The sequence below is a fragment of the Microbacterium sp. CFBP 8794 genome, assembly GCF_014841235.1.
In the GTDB taxonomy this organism is placed as follows: Bacteria; Actinomycetota; Actinomycetes; order Actinomycetales; family Microbacteriaceae; genus Microbacterium.
This window is the reverse complement of record NZ_JACYTT010000003.1, coordinates 581026-599839: the sequence shown is the minus strand read 5'-3', so window position 1 is coordinate 599839 and position 18814 is coordinate 581026. Positions and strand designations below refer to the sequence as shown.

General features: G+C 71.0%; 13 protein-coding genes. 4 read left to right on the top strand and 9 right to left on the bottom strand.

Going from position 1 to position 18814, the window contains the following annotated elements; all coding sequences use genetic code 11:
* Positions 1 to 64 precede the first annotated feature (64 nt).
* A complete protein-coding gene (locus IFU19_RS10175; protein ID WP_055936752.1) occupies positions 65 to 1312 on the bottom strand; it encodes an MFS transporter in 1248 nt (415 codons plus the stop codon).
* 252 nt (positions 1313 to 1564) lie between these two features.
* Between IFU19_RS10175 and IFU19_RS10170 the strand changes: the two genes are divergently transcribed.
* Entirely contained in the window at positions 1565 to 1990 is a 426-nt protein-coding gene (locus tag IFU19_RS10170) for a hypothetical protein (protein WP_192013609.1), read from the top strand.
* Between the two features lie 67 nt (positions 1991 to 2057).
* Here IFU19_RS10170 and IFU19_RS10165 read toward each other — a convergent pair whose 3' ends face one another.
* The 3 genes from IFU19_RS10165 to IFU19_RS10155 form a co-directional block, all read right to left on the bottom strand.
* Entirely contained in the window at positions 2058 to 2384 is a 327-nt protein-coding gene (locus tag IFU19_RS10165) for a thiamine-binding protein (RefSeq protein ID WP_055936747.1), read from the bottom strand.
* 193 nt (positions 2385 to 2577) lie between these two features.
* A complete protein-coding gene (locus tag IFU19_RS10160) occupies positions 2578 to 3885 on the bottom strand; it encodes a glycosyltransferase 87 family protein (RefSeq protein WP_192013607.1) in 1308 nt (435 codons plus the stop codon).
* Positions 3886 to 3970: 85 nt separating this feature from the next.
* Positions 3971 to 4828, bottom strand: coding sequence for an ADP-dependent NAD(P)H-hydrate dehydratase (locus tag IFU19_RS10155; RefSeq protein WP_192013605.1), 858 nt, complete (start codon positions 4826 to 4828; stop codon positions 3971 to 3973).
* Positions 4829 to 4857: 29 nt separating this feature from the next.
* Here IFU19_RS10155 and IFU19_RS10150 point away from each other — a divergent pair, with 29 nt between their 5' ends.
* Entirely contained in the window at positions 4858 to 5916 is a 1059-nt protein-coding gene (locus IFU19_RS10150; RefSeq protein WP_192013603.1) for an NADH:flavin oxidoreductase/NADH oxidase, read from the top strand.
* Positions 5917 to 6038: 122 nt separating this feature from the next.
* Here the strand turns inward: IFU19_RS10150 and IFU19_RS10145 are convergent, their stop codons facing one another.
* Both IFU19_RS10145 and IFU19_RS10140 read right to left on the bottom strand, forming a co-directional pair.
* The gene (locus IFU19_RS10145; protein ID WP_192013601.1) at positions 6039 to 7094 is read right to left on the bottom strand and encodes a hemolysin family protein; all 1056 of its coding nucleotides are present in this window, start codon (positions 7092 to 7094) and stop codon (positions 6039 to 6041) included.
* Entirely contained in the window at positions 7091 to 8434 is a 1344-nt protein-coding gene (locus IFU19_RS10140; RefSeq protein ID WP_191926274.1) for a hemolysin family protein, read from the bottom strand. The genes IFU19_RS10145 and IFU19_RS10140 overlap by 4 nt, the downstream gene beginning before the upstream one ends.
* A 162-nt stretch (positions 8435 to 8596) precedes the next feature.
* Here IFU19_RS10140 and IFU19_RS10135 point away from each other — a divergent pair, with 162 nt between their 5' ends.
* Positions 8597 to 9634 carry a glycoside hydrolase family 76 protein gene (locus tag IFU19_RS10135; protein WP_192013599.1) on the top strand — a complete coding sequence of 346 codons (1038 nt, stop codon included), beginning with the start codon at positions 8597 to 8599 and terminating at the stop codon, positions 9632 to 9634.
* On the opposite strand, the gene IFU19_RS10130 is transcribed toward IFU19_RS10135, so the two are convergent.
* Complete coding sequence (locus tag IFU19_RS10130) at positions 9624 to 11078, bottom strand: GuaB1 family IMP dehydrogenase-related protein (protein ID WP_191915225.1); 1455 nt, start codon at positions 11076 to 11078, stop codon at positions 9624 to 9626. The two genes, IFU19_RS10135 and IFU19_RS10130, sit on opposite strands and share 11 nt — an antisense overlap.
* 139 nt (positions 11079 to 11217) lie before the next feature.
* On the opposite strand from IFU19_RS10130, the gene IFU19_RS10125 reads away from it, so the two are divergent.
* Positions 11218 to 14883 (top strand): multifunctional oxoglutarate decarboxylase/oxoglutarate dehydrogenase thiamine pyrophosphate-binding subunit/dihydrolipoyllysine-residue succinyltransferase subunit, encoded by a 3666-nt coding sequence (locus IFU19_RS10125; protein WP_082516495.1) that lies wholly within the window; start codon positions 11218 to 11220, stop codon positions 14881 to 14883.
* A gap of 91 nt (positions 14884 to 14974) precedes the next feature.
* Here IFU19_RS10125 and IFU19_RS10120 read toward each other — a convergent pair whose 3' ends face one another.
* On the bottom strand, positions 14975 to 16276 hold the full coding sequence (locus tag IFU19_RS10120) for an alpha/beta hydrolase (RefSeq protein WP_191915224.1): 1302 nt from the start codon (positions 16274 to 16276) through the stop codon (positions 14975 to 14977).
* Positions 16273 to 18795 (bottom strand): bifunctional lysylphosphatidylglycerol flippase/synthetase MprF, encoded by a 2523-nt coding sequence (locus IFU19_RS10115; protein WP_192013597.1) that lies wholly within the window; start codon positions 18793 to 18795, stop codon positions 16273 to 16275. The genes IFU19_RS10120 and IFU19_RS10115 overlap by 4 nt, the downstream gene beginning before the upstream one ends.
* Between the last annotated feature and the right edge of the window lie 19 nt (positions 18796 to 18814).

The window sequence follows — 18814 nt, the reverse complement described above, 5'->3', positions numbered from 1 at the left end:
GGGACACTCGCGCCAACGTTCAGCGCCGCGTCAGCCGCCGGCCCGTGGTCGACACGACGCGCGCTCAGCGCTGCGTCGGGATCGAACCGGTAATCGCGGTCTGCGCGGCTTCGGCCGCCGGCACCCGATGTTCGGGGTGGCGTCCGCTGCGGTCCTCGACGCGGTACGACACCACGGCGACGACCAGTCCGCCCAGGGCGAGCAGCGCTCCCACCCACGCCGGGGCGACGAGTCCGAGGCCCGCGGCGATGGCGAGGCCGCCGAGGAAGGCGCCGAGGCTGTTGCCGATGTTGAGCGCCGAGTGGTTCAGCGCTGCGGCGATGGACTGGTTGTCCTCGGCGACGTCCATGAGTCGCGTCTGGATCGCCGGGCTCAGGGCGGCACCGCAGAACGCCACCAGGAACGCGAACAGCACCAGCGCCACGATCCACCCGGCCGTGAGAGCCAGGCCCACCGATGCCGCACCGAGGGCGATGAGCCCGACGTACAACCAGAACCGCAGGTCTTTGTCGGCGAGCGCGCCGCCGACGATGTTGCCGATCGTCATGCCGATTCCCACGAGCACGAGCACCAGCGAGACGGCCCACTCGGGCTGGCCCGCGACATCGGTGATCATGGGCGCGATGTAGCTGTACATCGCGAAGAATCCGCCGAACCCGACGGCACCGATGCCGAGGGCGAACCAGACCTGTCCGATGCGGAACACGCGCAGTTCGTCACGCAATCGACGACCGGGCGAACCGGGGTGCTTCGGTACGAAGAGGGCGATGCAGATCGTGGCGAGCAGGAAGATCCCGGTCACCACGGCGAACGCCGCGCGCCAGCCGACCTGCTGGCCGAGAAGGGTGCCCAGCGGCACACCGACGACGTTGGCGATCGTGAGCCCGGTGAGTACGAACGCCACGCCCTTGGCGCGATTGCCCGGGCCGAGCGCATCGGCGGCCACCAGGGCGCCGATGCCGAAGTAGGCGCCGTGCGGAAGTCCGGCGAGGAATCGGGATGCCGCGACGAGCTCGAACGTGGGGGCGATGACGGTCAGCAGGGTGAAGAACGCCAGCGCGGCGGCGAGCACGATCATCACGCGATGACGCGGGAACCGCGCCACGGAGCCGGCGATCGTCGGCGCACCGACGACGACGCCGAGCGCGTAGAGCGAGATGAGCCAGCCGGCCTGGGCGATGGCGTCGTCGGGCGAGGCCGCCCACGCGCCGGGGACGAGTTCGCGGGCGATGTTGGGCAGCAGGCCCATCACCACGAACTCGGTCATGCCGATGCCGAAGCTGCCGATGGCGAGAGAAAGGAGCGCCCGCATCGCCGCACCTCTCGAGGAAGTCGAAGAGGTCACCTTGCGATGCTAGTCCGCGCGGCCGCGAGCGTCGAATCGTTTCGAGGGCCGGGTGCGGCGGGTGAGGTCGGCGTCACGGTCGACCGTGCACCCCGCGGACTGCTCCTCCCCACCCGCACCGCGGGTGAACTTCTCCCGATCTCCGCGGTCGAGCGGTTCCACCCCCACGGAAAGCTGACAGTCTGGGTTTCCTCACCGCGGGATGAAGGGATGCCGGACGTGACGGAACCGCAAGTATGGGTGCTCATCGGAACCTTCGCCGCGACTGTTCTGGGCGGCATGACGTTCAGCACGAACCTCATCATGGGATCGCTCACGAAAGTGATCACGGCGAACACAGACCGGCTCGAGGCACGTCTCGACGCCGTGCGGTACGAGACGGTGGCCGAGATCCACGTCACGAGGACCCGGGTCGACAGCGTCGAAGCCGGCCTGACCGCCAAGATCGACACCGTCGAGACCGGTCTCACCGCCAAGATCGACACCGTCGAAGCCGGTCTGAGCGCCAAGATCGACACCGTCGAAGCCGGCCTGAGCGCCAAGATCGACAGCGTCGAGAGCCGCCTGCGCGGAGACCTCGCCCGCATCGACGCCGACGTCACCGCCATCACCAGGCGCATCTGGAACGACCCGCCCGCCGGGTGAACCCGCCGCAGCTGCACCCCTTCGCGCAACCGTCGACCGCTGTCCCGTCACGGCTCAGCCGATCGGCTCAGTCGACGTGACGCTCCAGCGCGTCCTCGAGTCGCTCGATCTTGCCGTCGATCTCGCCCGTGCGTCCGGGGCGGATGTCGGCTTTCAGCACCAGCGACACCCGCGATCCGTAGGGCAACACGGCATCCGTCGCCCGTTTGACGACGTCGAACACCTCGTCCCACTCCCCCTCGACCTCGGTGAACATCGAGGTCGTGCGATGCGGCAGACCCGAGGCGCGCACGACGGCGACGGCTGCGGCGACGGCGTCGTGCACCGACGCGTCGGGGTTCTCCGAGGCGACGGTTCCGACACCCGAGGGAGCGACAGAGAAGGCGATGAGCATGATTCGAGACTAGGCCGCGGGCGGCCTCGGCGGAACGGGCCGCGTCGCCACCGCGCCGCACCGCGCTGCGCAGCGACGCGCCGCACCGCACCGCGAAGTGAAGCGCCGCGTGTCTCCGTCGGACGACGCCGCGTGCACCCCGGTCGCGGCGCACCGTCTCGCGGCAGCACCGCGCCCAGACGCGAACCCCGGGTCAGCCGCGCGGAGCGATCCGCGTCCGCGCCGGACGCCGCCCGGTCACGATCTCGTGCAGCCCGGCGGGGGGACGGACGCGGTCGATCGGCGCACGGACGACGCGCACGACGGCCCACACGAGCAGCACGAGGGCGAGCAGGTTCCGCGTTTCGAGCACGAAGACCGGGAACGGGTTCGGGTGCGTCGCCATGAGCCCGTCGTACAGCAGCGGGTACATCCACTGCGTGAGCGCCGCGATCGCGAGCGTCATGCCCGCGAATCCGTACCAGCGACGGCGATCGATCATCAGCCCCAGCACGACGGGGGCGAAGAGCCACACGTAGTACTGCGGCGAGCCGACCTTGTTCAGCGCGATGAAGGCGGTGACGAGAGCGAGCGAGAGCGGCGGGAAGAGGCTCACGAAGGTCGCCCCGCGCCGCAGCTTCACGATGCCGACGACGGCGATCCCGACCATGACGAGCAGCATGATGGGCGTCATCGCGGCGATGAGGGGGTCGGCGCCGGGTCCCGTCACCTGGAAGGTGAGCACGCCGCCGTCGTAGTACACCTCGGAGCCGGGAACGTAGAAGGCGGCGAGGAACATGTACAGCCCGCCGACGGGGGCCTCCATCTGGATGCCGCGGGTGGTCTGGTCGCCGACGAAGCCGAAGACGTAGGGCGCACCGCCCAGGGCGACGACCGCGATGACGGTGGTCACCGACACCGCGACGGCACCCCAGATGAGGGCCAGGCGACGGCGGGCGGCGATGAGACCGGCGGCCAGGATCGCCGCGGGCCACACCTTCATCCACACGGCGATCGACAGCAGCAGGGAGGCCACGAACGGGCGGCGCAGCAGCCAGATGCTGCCGAGGATCGCGAACGGCACCGTGATGCCGTCGATGCGGTACAGGCCGACCGGCCCGATGAGCAGGATGGCCGCGAGCCAGAACCAGGCGGCGATCACACGACCGCGCGAGCGTCCCTTGCCCACGAGCACGACGAAGGCGACCAGGTTGGCGAGCGCGACGGTGATGACCCAGGCGGGCGTGTACCCGACGGCCCAGGCGAACAGCCAGGCGAATGTCATCGGCAGGAACGCGAGCTGCGGATAGATCCACTTCTCGGTGATGCCCGGCCAGGCCCACGCGTCGGAGCGCGTGCACGAGGTGACGTCGATGCCGCCGAACAGCGCGCAGCGCGACCAGGGTTCGTACACCAGGTACACGTCGCCCATCGGCTCGTTGGGCTGCTGATAGCCCAGGATGCCGACGACGACATGTACGGCGACGAACGCGATCAACAAGGGAACGACACGCCTCACCACCGCATCATCCTAAGCGGGCGCCCCTGAGCGTCCCGGACGTGCGGCTCGCGCTCCCCCGCCGTCGCGCGGGTCGCGACGACAACCGTTACCCGATCGAGTCCGCCTGCAGCCCGGCCACGACCGAGGGCAGCTCTCCGGCGATGTCGAGCGCGGTGATCGGTCCGCCGAGGCCGCCGCAGGCCTGTGATGCCCGTGTGCCGGCCGTTCCGTGCAGCCACGCGGCGGTGGCCGCGCACGCGGCGAGGTGGTCGAGCGAGGTGCGATCGGCGGCGACCGACCCGGCGGTGACGGCGCCGAGCACGCCCGCGAGCACGTCGCCGGTACCGGCGGTGGCGAGCCACGGCGTGCCCGTCGTCACGCGGCGGGTCCATCCGCCCGCGGCGGCGACGATCGTGACGGCGCCCTTCAGCAGGACCACCGCGCCGATGGCCTCGGCGGTCTCGCGCGCGGCCGCCTCGCGGGCGTCGTCGTCTCGCGGATCGGCCGCTCCGAGGCCCAGGCTCTCGCGCAGTCGGTCGAGCTCTCGCGCGTGCGGCGTCACGATGACCTGTGCCGTGGCCCCGGCGACCAGGTCCAGGGCTCCCGCGTCGACGACGACCGGAACGTCGGCGCGCAGGATGCCGCGCAGCGCCGCGGTCTCGGCGGCGTCGCGCTCCGCGGCATCCGTTCCCGATCCCATCACCCATGCCTGCACCCGCCCGTCGGCGGTCACCGTCTCGGGCCGACGCTGCAGCACGAGGTTCTGCGCGCGCTCGGGTCCGAGGTAGCGGACCATGCCCGTTCCGGTGCGCCACGCGGCCTCGACTCCCAGCATCGCCGCGCCCGGATACCGGGTCGACCCCGTGCGCAGCCCCACGACCCCGCGGGAATACTTGTCGTCGTGCGCCGTTGGCCACCGCAGTGTGCGACCGGCATCGCGCCCGGTCCAGTCCTTCGCCGTCATGGCGTCACCCTAAAGCGCAAAGGTCTTCCATGAGTGCCCTCTTCACACCCCTGTCCATCCGCGGTATCGAGATGCGCAACCGGCTGTGGGTCTCGCCGATGTGCCAGTACAGCGCTGTCGACGGCGTGCCGAACGACTGGCACCACGTGCACCTCGCCCAGTTCGCCGCGGGCGGCGCCGGTCTCGTGATCGCCGAGGCCACGGCGGTGTCGCCCGAAGGCCGCATCTCGCCCGAAGACGCCGGGATCTGGACCGACGCGCAGGCCGAGGCCTGGGCCCCCATCGTCGCGGCGATCCGCGCGCGGGGCGCCGTCGCGGGCGTGCAGCTGGGCCACGCCGGCCGCAAGGCGTCGACCACCTCCCCGCTCACCGGCGGCCGCGGCACCGTCGCACCCGAGGCCGGCGGCTGGACCACGCTCGCCCCCTCGGCGCTCGCGTACGACACGTTCGCCGAGCCCGTCGCCCTCGATGCCGCGGGCATCGAGAAGGTCGTCGAGGACTTCGCGGATGCCGCCCGCCGAGCCGTCGCGGCCGGGTTCGAGGTCGTCGAGCTGCACGCGGCCCACGGCTACCTGCTGCACCAGTTCCTGTCACCGCTCACGAACCACCGCGACGACGAGTACGGCGGCTCGTTCGAGAACCGGGTGCGCCTGCTCGCGCGCGTGACCGAGGCCGTGCGCGCGGCCACCCCCGACGTCGTCCTGTTCGTGCGCTTCTCGGCGACGGACGCCGCCGAGGGCGGCTGGAGCGTCGCCGACACCGTCGCCGCCGCGCGGCTGGTGGGGGCGATCGGCGCCGACCTGATCGACGTCTCCAGCGGCGGCCTTGTGCCGCACCAGCGCATCGTCACCGGCCCCGGCTACCAGGTCGAGTACGCCGCGACCGTGCGCCGCGAGACGGGACTGCGGGTTGCCGCCGTCGGCATGATCGACGACCCCGCCCTGGCCGAGAACATCGTCGCCGACGACCGGGCCGACGCCGTGCTGTCGGGCCGCGAGTGGCTCCGCGACCCGCACTACGGCCTGCGCGCCGCCGCCGCGCTCGGCGCCGACTCCCCCGCGCCGGCCCAGTACACCCGCGCGTACTGAGCCGCGCCGCGAGGTCCTGACCCGGGTCCCACCCGACGGCGGATCGGCGAGCACTCACCTCCGCGAACGAGAACACCGGATGCCACGACCCCTGGGGGCCGTGGCATCCGGTGTGTCAGGCCTCAGACGAAGCGACGGCGCTCGGTGGCGTCCTGCACCTCTCCGACGAGCTCCTCGATGATGTCCTCGAGGAACAGCACGGCCTTCACGTCGCCGCTCTCGTCGCGCACCTGCGCCAGGTGGCGACCCGAGCGGCGCATGAGCGCCAGGGCGTCTTCGAGATCGGTCGTCTCGAGCACCGACACCATCTGATGGATGCGCTTGGCGGGGATCGGACGCGCCATGTCGGCGGCCGTCCCATCGGCCGCGCGCAGGACGTCCTTGAGGTGGACGTACCCGGTGGGGTTGCCGGTGTCATCGACGATCACGTACCGCGAATAGCCGTGCTGCGCGACGGCACGCTCGATCTCGCCCGGAGTGGTGCGGGCGGGGAGCGTCACGAGGTCGCTCATGGGGACGGCGACGTCGGCGGCGGTCTTTTCGGTGAACTCCACCACCGCGCTGACGGTTCCCGACGCGTCGTCGAGCATGCCCTCTCGCCGTGACTGGCTCACGATCGTCGCGACCTCGTCGAGGGTGAAGGTCGAGGCGGCCTCGTCCTTCGGCTCGACGCGGAACAGGCGCAGCACGTGGTTCGCCGTCCAGTTGAGCGCGACGATGATCGGGTAGAACGCCTTCGACACGGCCACCAGGGGCGGCGCGAGCATGAGCACCGCGCGGTCGGGCAGCGAGAACGCCAGGTTCTTCGGAACCATCTCGCCGAACACGACGTGCAGGTACGACACGATCAGCAGCGCCACGATGAACGCCACCACGTCGACGGCCGCCTCGGGCAGACCGGTGAGGCCGAGGGGCCCCGCCAGCATGTGGTGGATGGCGGGCTCTGACACGTTCAGGATCAGCAGCGAGCAGATCGTGATGCCGAGTTGGCACGTGGCCAACATGAGCGTGGCGTGCTCCATCGCGTACAGCGCGGTCTTCGCCGCCCGCGAGCCGCGATCGGCGTGGGGTTCGATCTGCGATCGCCGCGCCGAGATCACCGCGAACTCGGCGCCGACGAAGAAGGCGTTGGCCACGAGCAGCACGACCAGCCAGGCGATTCCCGCCCAATCGTTCATCGCTGATCACCGCCCTTCGCCGCGCGCACGAGGTCGCCGACGTTCTGCTCCACCGGCTTCGGGGTGAACTGCACGCGGTCGACGCGACGGCCGTCCATGCGGTGCACGCTCAAGACCCCTTCGTCGGTCTCGACGGTGTCGCCCACCGCCGGGATCCGCTCGAGCTCGGCCATGATGAAGCCGCCCACGGTGTCGTAGACCTCTCCTTCGGGCACGCGCACGCCCGCGCGGTCGAGGGCTTCATCGGGTCGCAGGTCTCCGGGGAACATCACGGATGCCGCGGAGCGCACCACCCCGGCGCGGGAGCGGTCGTGCTCGTCGAGCACCTCGCCCACGATCTCTTCGACGAGGTCTTCGAGGGTGACCACGCCCGCGGTCCCGCCGTACTCGTCGACGACGATCGCCATCTGGTAGCCGCGCGAACGCAGCTCCGAGACGAGGGTGTCGAGGTGCACCGTCTCGGGGACGCGCAGCGGCTCCGTCGACAGCGCGGCCACGGGCACGTCGCCGCGCCTGTCGCGCGGCACGCCGATCGCGGCCTTGAGGTGCACGACGCCGATGATGTCGTCCATCGACTCGCCGTACACGGGGAAGCGGCTGTGCCCGGTGCGCCGGGCCAACTGCACGACGTCGTCGGCGGGGTCGCCCGCGGCGAGCGCGTGCACGCTGGGGCGCGGGGTCATCACGTCGGCGGCGCTGAGGCGGGCGAAGGTGAGGCTGCGATCGAGCAGCGAGGCGGTGTCCTTCTCGAGCATGCCGGCGCTGGCCGAGCGCTTGACGAGGCTCGAGAGCTCCTCGGCCGAACGGGCGCCCGAGAGCTCCTCTTTCGGCTCGACGCCGATGGAGCGGAGCACCCCGTTGGCGCTGCCGTTGAGCACGAGGATGGCGGGCTTGAACACGGCGGTGAACGCGATCTGGAAGGGCAGGACGAGCTTGGCCGTCTGCCGCGGGATCGCGAGGGCGAAGTTCTTGGGAACGAGTTCGCCCAGGATCATCGACAGCACGGTGGCGAAACCGACGCCGATGATCGCGGCGAGGGTGACGATGACCGCCTCGGGCAGTCCCCACGCCTGGAAGACCGGCCGCAGCAGATTCGAGATGGCCGGTTCCATCGTGTAACCGGTGAGGAGCGTCGTCAGGGTGATGCCGAGCTGGGCGCTCGACAGGTGCGTCGAGGTGATGCGCAGCGCATCGATCGTGAGCGAGAGCCGCGTCTCGCCCGCCTCGCGGCGGGCTTCGAGGTCGGCGCGGTCGAGGTTGACCAGGGCGAATTCACTGGCGACGAAGAGTCCCGTTCCGACGGTGAGGATGAGCCCCACGCCGAGCATGACGTAATCCATCAGGCATCACCTCCGCTCGACCGGGGGTCGGTGTCGAAGGGGCGGCGTCGGGGCCTGGGTCTACAACTGGGAGGGTCGTCCATCGTGCGCTCGATTCTATTGCAGCCCCGGGCCCCTGGCATCCGGATTCTGCGGATCCCGGCACCTGGGGAGGATGGGTGCATGGATGCCGAGACCTCGGCCGGCGAGCGCGCCGCCACCGCTGAACGTCAGGTGACGGACCGCTTCGTGCACCGCTACGGCCCGGTGGCCTGGGCGAGGGCGGCACTGCCCGGCGCCACCGGCGAGCGCACGTGGCATTACTGGTGGCACGCGCACGTGCTGCACGTGCTCGGCGACGCCGAGCGCAACCGGCCCGACGCGCGCCGTCGACGGATGATGCGTCGCCTGGCCCGGGGGGTGACCCTGCGCACGATCGGCCGATGGACGACCCCGTACTACGACGACATCGCCTGGATGGGCCTGGCGCTCGCGCGCACGCACCTGAACGCCCGCGCCCTGCGCCGCATCTCGCGGGTGCTGCACCGGGCGATCCATCCGCGCGTGGGCGCACTGCCCTGGTGCGTCGACAGTGACCTCTTCAACGCTCCGGCGAACGCGCCCGGCGCCATGGTGCTCGCTCTGACCGGCCACCGGGCCGAGGCCGTCGCACTCGACGCGTGGATGGCATCCACCCTGGATCAGTCCGACACGGGCCTCGTCCGCGACGGCGTCGAGCACGGCGTCGTGCGGAGCGAACTGTGGACGTACAACCAGGGCGCGGCCCTGGGGCTCGCCCTGCTGCTGGGCGAGCGGGCCCTGGCCGACGACGCGCACCCGGCGTGGGCGCACGTGGAGCGTGCCCGGGCTCTCGTCGCCGCGGTCGAACGGTGGTGCGCCGCCGACGACGGACTGTTCCCCGCGGCGGGCGGGGGCGACGGCGGCCTGTTCGCCGGGATCCTGGCGCGTTATCTCGCCGAGGCGGCGATGGATCTCGCCGAGAGCGGCGACGCCGAGGGCGATGCCCTCTCGCGCACCGCGCGGCGCCTCGTCCAGCGCAACGCCGACGCGCTCTGGGACGCACGCCGCGGCGGGTTGTTCCCGGCCGATCCCCGCCGCCCCGCGCGCGCAGAGGGCGAGGACCTCGATCTGTCGGTGCAGGTCGGGGCGTGGATCACGCTCGAGGCCGCGGCCGACCTCGAGCGGGTGTTCACCAGCTGACCGGAAGCGCCTTGCCCTCGTCGTACCCGGCCGCCGACTGCAGGCCCACACGAGCGCGCTCGTGGAACTCGGCGACGGTGGCGGCGCCGGCGTAGGTGAACGAGGAGCGCACGCCCGACGTGATCATGTCGAGCAGGTCTTCCAGACCGGGGCGCTGCGGGTCGAGGTAGATGCGCGACGACGAGATGCCCTCGGCGAAGAGTTCCTTGCGGGCGCGCTCGAACGGGTCGAGTGCCCCGAAGCGCCCGTGCACGGCCTTGGTCGAGGCCATGCCCCACGACTCCTTGTAGACCCGGCCGTCCGCGTCGGCACGCAGGCGCCCGGGCGACTCGATCGTCCCGGCGAACCACGAACCGACCATGACCGATGCCGCACCCGCCGCCAGCGCCAGGGCGACGTCGCGCGGATACCGCACTCCGCCGTCGGCCCAGACGTGCGCCCCGACGCTGCGCGCGGCCTCCGCCGTCTCGAGCACGGCCGAGAACTGCGGCCGCCCCACGGCGGTCATCATGCGGGTCGTGCACATCGCCCCCGGCCCCACCCCGACCTTGAGAATCGTCGCACCCGCGTCGGTGAGGTCGCGCACGCCCTCGGCGGTGACGACGTTGCCGGCGGCGATCGGGATGCCGAGATCCAACGCGGCGACCTCGCGCAGCGCCCGGAGCATCTGCGCCTGGTGACCGTGGGCGGTGTCGACGACGAGGACGTCGACACCGGCGTCGGCGAGGGCGCGGGCCTTGCCGGCGACATCGCCGTTGATCCCCACCGCGGCCGCGACGATCAGGCGTCCCTCGGCGTCGACCGCCGGGCGGTAGATCGAGTCGCGCACGGCGCTCCGCGCCGACAGCGTGCCCACCACGCGGTCCGCGTCGACGACGGCGACGATGTCGGCCTCCCCCACCAGCGCGAAGACGGCACGGGGATCCCCCAGCTGATCGACCGAGACCACCGGGGCGTCACCCCGCGCGATGTCGCCGAGCGTGGCATCCGGGAGCGCCGTGGCGAGGCGCGTGGCCGGCACGATCCCGCGGAAGGCCGAGAGGGCGACGACCCCGTCGTCTCGGGTCTCGGCGACGACGATGCCGCGCCCGGGCACCGGGGGCAGCACCAGGCGCGCGTCGGCGACCGTCGCGGTCGGGGGCAGCACGAGCGGGGCGTCCCAGGCCGTCGGCTGTGCCTTGACCCAGCCGACGGCGTCGAGCAGGTCGGGCAGCGCGAGGTCCTGCGGGAGCACGCCGAGTCCGCCGCGGCGCGCCAGGGTCGCCGCGAGTCGGGTTCCCGTGACGGAGTTCATGTTCGCCGACACGAGCGGAAGGGTGGCACCGCTCCCGTCTCCGGGTGCCAGGTCCGCGTCGAGGCGGCTGCGCACCTCGGAATGACGCGGGACCAGGAACACGTCCGAGTAGGTCAGATCGACATCGGGTTGAGCGCCGGAGAACTCCATGGCATCCACCTCACCACATCAAGGGAACGTAAAGACCCGCAGACCGCCCAGGAACCTCGGCTAGGCTTGACGACGCGCCGGACGGTGACGTTCGCGCGTATCCACAGGAATCTTCATCGAGGAAAGCAGGCGATCGACTGTGTCGAGCCAGGTGGCGGGCGTCGGTACTTCGAGCGAGGGCGAGTTCGGCGCGAACGAGTGGCTCGTAGACGAACTCTACGAGCAGTTCAAAGTCGACAAGCACTCCGTAGACAAGGCCTGGTGGCCGATCCTGGAGGCGTACCACCCGGTCGTCGACGGGTCCGCCGCGGCAGCGCCGCCCTCGGAGCCCAAGCCGGTCACCGCGCCGATCCCGGTGGTCGGTCAGGCCCCCGTCGCGCGCACCACCGCCAAGCCCGCGAAGCCGCAGCCGATCCCGGCGCAGGCCCCCGCCTCGGCACCCGCGGCCGCAGCCCCGAGCACCGAAGAGGACCGCGTCACCGTCCTCAAGGGGATGCCGAAGGCCCTGGCCTCCAACATGGACGACTCGCTCACGGTCCCCACCGCGACCAGCGTCCGCACCGTGCCGGCGAAGCTGATGATCGACAACCGCATCGTCATCAACAACCACATGTCGCGCACGCGCGGCGGCAAGATCAGCTTCACGCACCTGATCGGCTGGGCGCTCATCCAGGCACTCAAGGAGTTCCCGAGCCAGAACGTCTACTACGCCGAGATCGACGGCAAGCCCTCGGTGGTGGCCCCCGCGCACATCAACCTGGGTATCGCGATCGACATGCCCAAGCCCGACGGCACCCGCGCGCTGCTGGTGCCCAGCATCAAGCGCGCCGACACCCTCAGCTTCAGCGATTTCCTCGACGCGTACGAGGACCTGGTGCGTCGCGCACGCGGCAACAAGCTCACGCCCGGCGATTTCCAGGGCACGACGCTGTCGCTGACGAACCCCGGCGGCATCGGCACCGTGCACTCGGTCCCCCGTCTCATGCGCGGTCAGGGCGCCATCATCGGCGCGGGTGCGCTGGACTACCCCGCCGAGTTCCAGGGCGCGAGCGACAAGACGCTCAACGAGCTGGCGATCGGCAAGACCATCACGCTCACCAGCACCTACGACCACCGGGTCATCCAGGGCGCGGGGTCGGGCGAGTTCCTCAAGAAGGTGCACGAGCTGCTCATCGGGCAGCGCGGCTTCTACGACGACATCTTCGCGGCGCTGCGCATCCCCTACGCGCCCATCCACTGGGCGGCCGACATCAGCGTCGACCTCTCGGAGCGCATCGACAAGAGCGCCCGCGTGCAGGAGCTCATCAACTCGTACCGCGTGCGCGGCCACCTCATGGCCGACATCGACCCGCTCGAATACGTGCAGCGCACCCACCCCGACCTCGAGATCGAGTCGCACGGCCTGACCTTCTGGGACCTCGACCGCGAGTTCGTCACCGGCGGTCTGGGCACGAAGCGCGTCGCCAAGCTCCGCGACATCCTCGGCGTGCTCCGCGACTCGTACTGCCGCACCATGGGTGTCGAGTACATGCACATCCAGGACCCGATCCAGCGTCAGTGGTTCCAGAGCAACATCGAAGTCAAGTACACCAAGCCCGGGCACGACGAGCAGCTGCGCATCCTGTCGAAGCTCAACCAGGCCGAGGCGTTCGAGACGTTCCTGCAGACCAAGTACGTCGGCCAGAAGCGCTTCAGCCTCGAGGGCGGCGAGTCGCTCATCCCGCTGCTCGACCAGATCCTCCAGGGCGCGGCGTCCAAGGGCCTCGACGGAGCCGCGATCGGCATGGCCCACCGCGGTCGCCTGAACGTGCTCACCAACATCGGTGGCAAGACGTACGGCCAGGTCTTCCGCGAGTTCGAGGGTGCGGTCGCCACCGGCAGCAAGCGCGGCTCGGGCGACGTGAAGTACCACCTCGGCACCGAGGGCACCTTCGTCGGCGACGAGGGCGATGAGCTCCCCGTCTACCTGGCGGCCAACCCCTCGCACCTCGAGACCGTCGACGGCGTGCTCGAGGGAATCGTCCGCGCCAAGCAGGACCGCAAGCCCATCGGCACGTTCTCGTGGCTGCCCATCCTCGTTCACGGCGACGCCGCGTTCGCGGGTCAGGGCGTCGTCGTCGAGACGCTGCAGATGTCGCAGCTGCGCGGATACCGCACCGGCGGCACGATCCACGTCGTGGTGAACAACCAGGTCGGCTTCACCACCACCCCCACCGACGCGCGCACCTCCGTGTACGCCACCGATGTGGCCAAGACCATCCAGGCCCCCGTGCTGCACGTGAACGGCGACGACCCCGAGGCCGTCGTCCGCGCGGCCGAGCTGGCGTTCCTGTACCGCGAAGAGTTCCACCGCGACATCATCATCGACCTGGTCTGCTACCGCCGACGCGGCCACAACGAGGGCGACGACCCCTCGATGACGCAGCCGCTGATGACCAACCTCATCGAGGCCAAGCGCTCGGTGCGCCGTCTGTACACGGAGTCCCTCGTCGGTCGCGGCGACATCACCGAAGACGAGTACGAGCAGGCCAAGCAGGACTTCCAGAACCGTCTCGAAGTCGCGTTCGCCGACACCCACGAAGCCGAGACCGGTACGACCCCCGTCGTCACGGCCGACGCGGTCGACGACGTGCCCACGGGCGCGCCCGAGACCACCGGCGTCTCGCGCGAGGTCGTGCAGCACATCGGCGACGCGTTCGTGAACAAGCCCGACGGCTTCACCGTGCACAACAAGCTGCAGCAGCTGCTCGACAAGCGTCTGGACATGAGCCGCAACGGCAACATCGACTGGGCCTTCGGCGAGCTCCTCGCCTTCGGCTCGGTGCTGATGGAGGGCACCCCGGTGCGCCTGGCCGGTCAGGACTCGCGCCGAGGCACGTTCGTCCAGCGCCACTCGGTGCTGCACGACCGCGACAACGGTCAGGAATGGCTGCCGCTGGCGAACCTCAGCGAGAACCAGGGACGTTTCTGGGTCTACGACTCGCTGCTGAGCGAGTACGCGGCCATGGCGTTCGAGTACGGCTACTCGGTCGAGCGCGCCGACTCCCTGGTGCTGTGGGAGGCGCAGTTCGGCGACTTCGCCAACGGCGCGCAGTCGGTCATCGACGAGTTCATCTCGTCGGCCGATCAGAAGTGGGCTCAGCAGTCGAGTGTCGTGCTGCTACTCCCCCACGGCTATGAGGGCCAGGGACCCGACCACTCGTCGGCCCGCATCGAGCGCTATCTGCAGATGTGCGCGCAGGACAACATGATCGTCGCGCGCCCGTCGACGCCGGCCTCGTACTTCCACCTGCTGCGCCGCCAGGCGTACCAGCGTCCGCGTCGTCCGCTCATCGTCTTCACCCCGAAGGCCATGCTGCGTCTGCGCGGAGCCACGAGCCCCGTCGAGGACTTCCTCGAGGGTCGCTTCGAGCCGGTGCTCGACGACAACCGCGGTGTCGACCGCGGCGCCGTCACGCGCGTGCTGCTGCACGCCGGAAAGATCCACTGGGATCTGCGCGCCGAGCTCGACAAGAACCCGAACCCGAACATCGCCCTCGTGCGCCTGGAGCAGTACTACCCGGCGCCGATCGAAGAGCTGACCCGCGTGCTCGAGCAGTACCCGAACGCCGAACTGGTGTGGGTCCAGGACGAGCCCGAGAACCAGGGCGCGTGGCCGTTCATCGCGCTCGAGATCGCCGACCAGCTCGGTGGCCGCTCGATCCGCAACATCTCGCGTGCCTCTGCGGCGTCGACCGCGACCGGCTCGCCCAAGGTGCACGCGAACGAGCACGCCGCCATCATGGCGGAGGCGCTCGCGCGCTGATCCGTACGTCGAAGGGCCCGGTCGATATCGTCGACCGGGCCCTTTCGCGTGGGCGGATTCCTCGCGTCAGGATGCCGAGACCGCCGACGCGTCAGGATGCCGGCGGCGCCAGTCCGAGCGTCGGAGCCAGCGCGGGGATGGCGAACGCGAGGCTCGCGTCGAGCGCCTCGCCGGTGTGGCCCGCGCCCTCGACGATGTGCGTCAGCACGGTGAATCCCGCGGCCTGCGCGGCCTCGGAGTTGGCCTGCTGTCCCGGACCGTACGTGGTGTCGGCGCTTCCCCACGTGAAGATGGCCAGGTGGCCGGTGTAGGTCCCGGCGGGAGCGGCCGCCATGATCACCGACGGCTTGTTGGCCTGGAACGCGCCCGCGTCGCCGTTGTACGTGTCGGCCACGGTCTCGGCGACGTGCTCCGATCCCGGGAACTCGTTGCCCATGACGTCGAGCATCTGCCCCCACACGTCCGGGTACTTCGAGCCGTACATCGCGGCGCACGAACCGCCGTTCGAGAAGCCCCCGATGGTCCAGTACCGGTGGTCCTTCACGATGTTGAGGTTCTTCTCGGCCCACTGCGGCACGAGCTGGTTGATGTAGGTCGACACGGCGCCGTACTTCGCGGAGTCGACGCACGCGGGATCACGGTCGGGAGCCCCCAGCTGGTCGACGACGACGGCGATCGGGGCGAGGCCCCTGTTCTTCGCCGCGAAAGCATCGAGCGCTTTGGCCAGCGCCGTCGGATCCGGTGAACCGGGCTGCCCCATCATGAAGACGAGCAGCGGGAGGGCCGGCGGGTTCGCGACCTGTGCTGCGGGCGGAAGGTACAGCGAGGCGTCTCGCGCCGCGAACTGCCCGGTGGGGATCTTCGCGTTCCCCGACAGAGCACTCAGCGCCCCCTGCGTCGGCATCCCCGCGGGTGGCTCCCAGGTCTCGTAGAGCGTCGCCGGGTCTCCCGCGACGGCGGCCTGCGCGGGAAGAGCCGCGGGATCGAGCGCCTGCACGCCGAGGATGGCGGCGAGGTTGTGCGTCACCCCGTAGGCGGTGTTGACGCCGAGCGCGGCGGCCAGGAGAGCCGCCACCACCGTCAGCGCACCGGCGATCCGACGCCCCCACGGGCGGCGGCAGATGCCCACGACGCCCACCGCGGCCGCGGCGACGCCGCTCGCCGCCCAGACGGCGGCCCCGGCGGGCAGCGGACCCTGGAAGAGGTTCATGGCCTCGAGGATGTGGGCGACGATGTACATCACCACCCCCGCGGCGACGCCGATGACGAGCGTGCGGACCACGCGGCGCGGAGCCCACGACACCACGGCGAGCGCACCCACCCCGGCGACGACCGCGCACACGATCAGCAGCGGACTGTCGATCAGCTCGAAAGACAGCAGGAAACGGTTCATCGGCGGCCCTCCCACGCGCTCCTCGCCAGAGCGACCATCTCATGACGGGAGGCGTCGGGCAGATAGGCGCGTCCGACGGCGGCCCCGATCGCGGGGAGCTGGAGCGGGTCGCGGTACGCCAGGGCGAGCGGACGGTACCGGGGGCGGAACTTGCCCTTGAAGCGGAACAGCGAGGCGAAACCGTACGCCGGCTCGAGCACCTCCGCCAGCCAGCGCAGCAGTGCCCGCAGCGGGGCGGGGTCGCCGTCGACCGGCTCGGCCGGGTCGTCGGCGAGCGGAGCGCCCGACAGGCTGAGCACCGTGGCGCCCTCCTCCTGCAACTGCAACGCGGCCTTCGCGATGAGGAACTCCATCATGCCGTTGGGTCCGTCGGTGCGACGGCGCATGAAATCGAGGGTCCATCCGGTGATCTCGCTGTCGGTCCAGCTCGGCATCCAGCTCGTCACCGCTTCGACACGGTCGTCGGGGCCGACAGCGAGGAGCAGGCGCACCTCGCTGTCGCGCAGCTCGTCGAGGGAGCCGAGCGTGAAACCCATCTCGGGCAGCGCGCGGTCGGCCACCCACTCCTCGTCGATCGCGACGACCTGCGACGCCTGACCCACGGTCAGCTCGTGCCACCGCGTCCACACCGCGGTGTAGCCCTCGCGTTCGGCGCGGGTGAGCGGCTGGCGCACTTTCTGCCAGGTCTTGCCGGCGAAGGTCAGACCCGCGAGGTCCATGACCGTCTCGACCCCGACGGGGACGTGCCGCCACCCGAGGCTCACGAGGTCGTCGAGGGTGTCGCCGTGCACGCTGTAGAAGGCGGGGATCCAGCCGTGCTCAAGGCAGTAGTCGGTGAACCCGCGCAGCGCCTCGATCCGGCGCCCCGCGGGGGCCAGCGGATCGGCGACGGCCAGGGCGACGTCACCGGTCAGCCGGTAGGCGACGGCGCACTCTCGGTCGTCCGAGTACCAGTGGCGGTTGCCCTCCCACGTGCCGAGGAAGCCGAGGGTGTCGCTCCCGCGCCGCAGCAGCTCGCGGTAGTGCGCGTGTCCCCCCGCGACGGGACGGCGGGCACGACGGTAGAGCCAGAGGATCGCGGCGACGACGACGGCCCAGAACAGCACCCCGATCCACTGGTAGACGAACAGCGCGGGACCCTGGTGCGGGAAGGCCGACGAGCCACCGGGGTGGGTGAACGACGGCGGCAGGAAGCGCCGCAGGGTGAGGCCGAGCATCTCGGGAAGCGACAGGTCGCGGTTGAACGAGCGGCGGTTGAGCGACTCCACGACGAAGAACGTCGTCCCGCAGGCGACGAAGGCGACGGCGACGACGGCGGTGACCACTGCGGCGGCCTTGCGCGTGGCGCGCACCGAGAAGCGCGCGCGGGTGACGACGAGAGCCGCCGCCAAAGCGAGCGGGATGACGATGGTCGCGATCGCCCAGAGCACGTATTCGGCGCCGCTGCCGTCGACCCACGGGTCGATCTGCAGGCGGCCGTCGAGCAGCGAGATCACCGGCAGCACGGCGGATGCCACGAGCACCAGCATCGCGAGGACCCACGCCGCCCGCCGCCCTCGGCGCAAGCCCCACGCCGCGATCAGCAGGAGCACGAGCGGCACGATCGCCAGCAGAGCGGGGCCGGCGCCCCGGGTCATGAGGAGGGCGATCTGTTCATCGCACACCGCCTCGGCGACCCGGCCGCATCGGCTGAGCATTGCATCGTCGTACTGGGTGTAGGCCTCGACGACGAGCGAGAGGGGTCCGCGACCACCGCCGCTGACGAGGGCCACGAGGGGGCCGCTGCCCACGACCGCGACGAGCATCGCGAACAGCGTGCGGGTCTCGCGTGTCGAGCTGCGATGCCACGAACGGCGCTCGCGTCCCCGCGCGAGCACGGCGCCGACGCCGAGGCCGATGACCGCGGCGGTCAGGCGGTACCACGAGTCGGCGTCGCCCGCGTAGAGCGCGAACAACGCCAGCAGGGCGAAGCCCACCAGCCGCAGCCGTCGACGCCAGAGCGTCGGGGCGAAGGCGGATGCCGCCATGACCACCCCGGCGATGGGGGTCGTGGGATCGAGCACGGGAACCTCGGCGGCGACCACCGGACGCAGATCGGTCACCGTCCACGCCGCCGCGTGCAGGCCGATCCCGACCACGAGACCGCTCAGTCCCAGCACGACCAGCAGCAGAGCGGCCCGGCGCGAGCCGAGCAGGCGTTCGGCGTACGCCAGCACCGTCAGCGCGAGCAGCACGGACGACACGGCGTCGATCGTCGAGTCGGGGACCACCAGCGCGGTGACCAGGGTCCACCACCGTCCGTTGGCGAAGGTGGCGAGCGGACCCGCCCCCCAAACGAGGGCGTCCTCGCCCCAGAGCGACCCGGTCGCGGCCGCGGTGGCGAGCACGGCCACCACCACGCAGAGCGACACGGGGTGATCTCGCACGTACCGGCGGGACACCGCGCCGAGGGTGCGCAGCCGCGCGCGGAGGCGCGACGGCGCCCGCTCAGCGGACAGGGGTGGGGAGGGTTCGGACATCGCCCCGGATTTTACGGGG

Excerpts from the sequence above, each read along its gene's own strand:
- IFU19_RS10165 (WP_055936747.1), bottom strand. The coding sequence starts at position 2,384 with ATGCTCATCGCCTTCTCTGTCGCTCCCTCGGGTGTCGGAACCGTCGCC.
- IFU19_RS10175 (WP_055936752.1), bottom strand. The coding sequence starts at position 1,312 with ATGCGGGCGCTCCTTTCTCTCGCCATCGGCAGCTTCGGCATCGGCATG.
- IFU19_RS10155 (WP_192013605.1), bottom strand. The coding sequence starts at position 4,828 with ATGACGGCGAAGGACTGGACCGGGCGCGATGCCGGTCGCACACTGCGG.
- IFU19_RS10130 (WP_191915225.1), bottom strand. The coding sequence starts at position 11,078 with ATGGAGTTCTCCGGCGCTCAACCCGATGTCGATCTGACCTACTCGGAC.
- IFU19_RS10145 (WP_192013601.1), bottom strand. The coding sequence starts at position 7,094 with ATGAACGATTGGGCGGGAATCGCCTGGCTGGTCGTGCTGCTCGTGGCC.
- IFU19_RS10150 (WP_192013603.1), top strand. The coding sequence starts at position 4,858 with ATGAGTGCCCTCTTCACACCCCTGTCCATCCGCGGTATCGAGATGCGC.
- IFU19_RS10115 (WP_192013597.1), bottom strand. The coding sequence starts at position 18,795 with ATGTCCGAACCCTCCCCACCCCTGTCCGCTGAGCGGGCGCCGTCGCGC.
- IFU19_RS10120 (WP_191915224.1), bottom strand. The coding sequence starts at position 16,276 with ATGAACCGTTTCCTGCTGTCTTTCGAGCTGATCGACAGTCCGCTGCTG.
- IFU19_RS10140 (WP_191926274.1), bottom strand. The coding sequence starts at position 8,434 with ATGGATTACGTCATGCTCGGCGTGGGGCTCATCCTCACCGTCGGAACG.
- IFU19_RS10135 (WP_192013599.1), top strand. The coding sequence starts at position 8,597 with ATGGATGCCGAGACCTCGGCCGGCGAGCGCGCCGCCACCGCTGAACGT.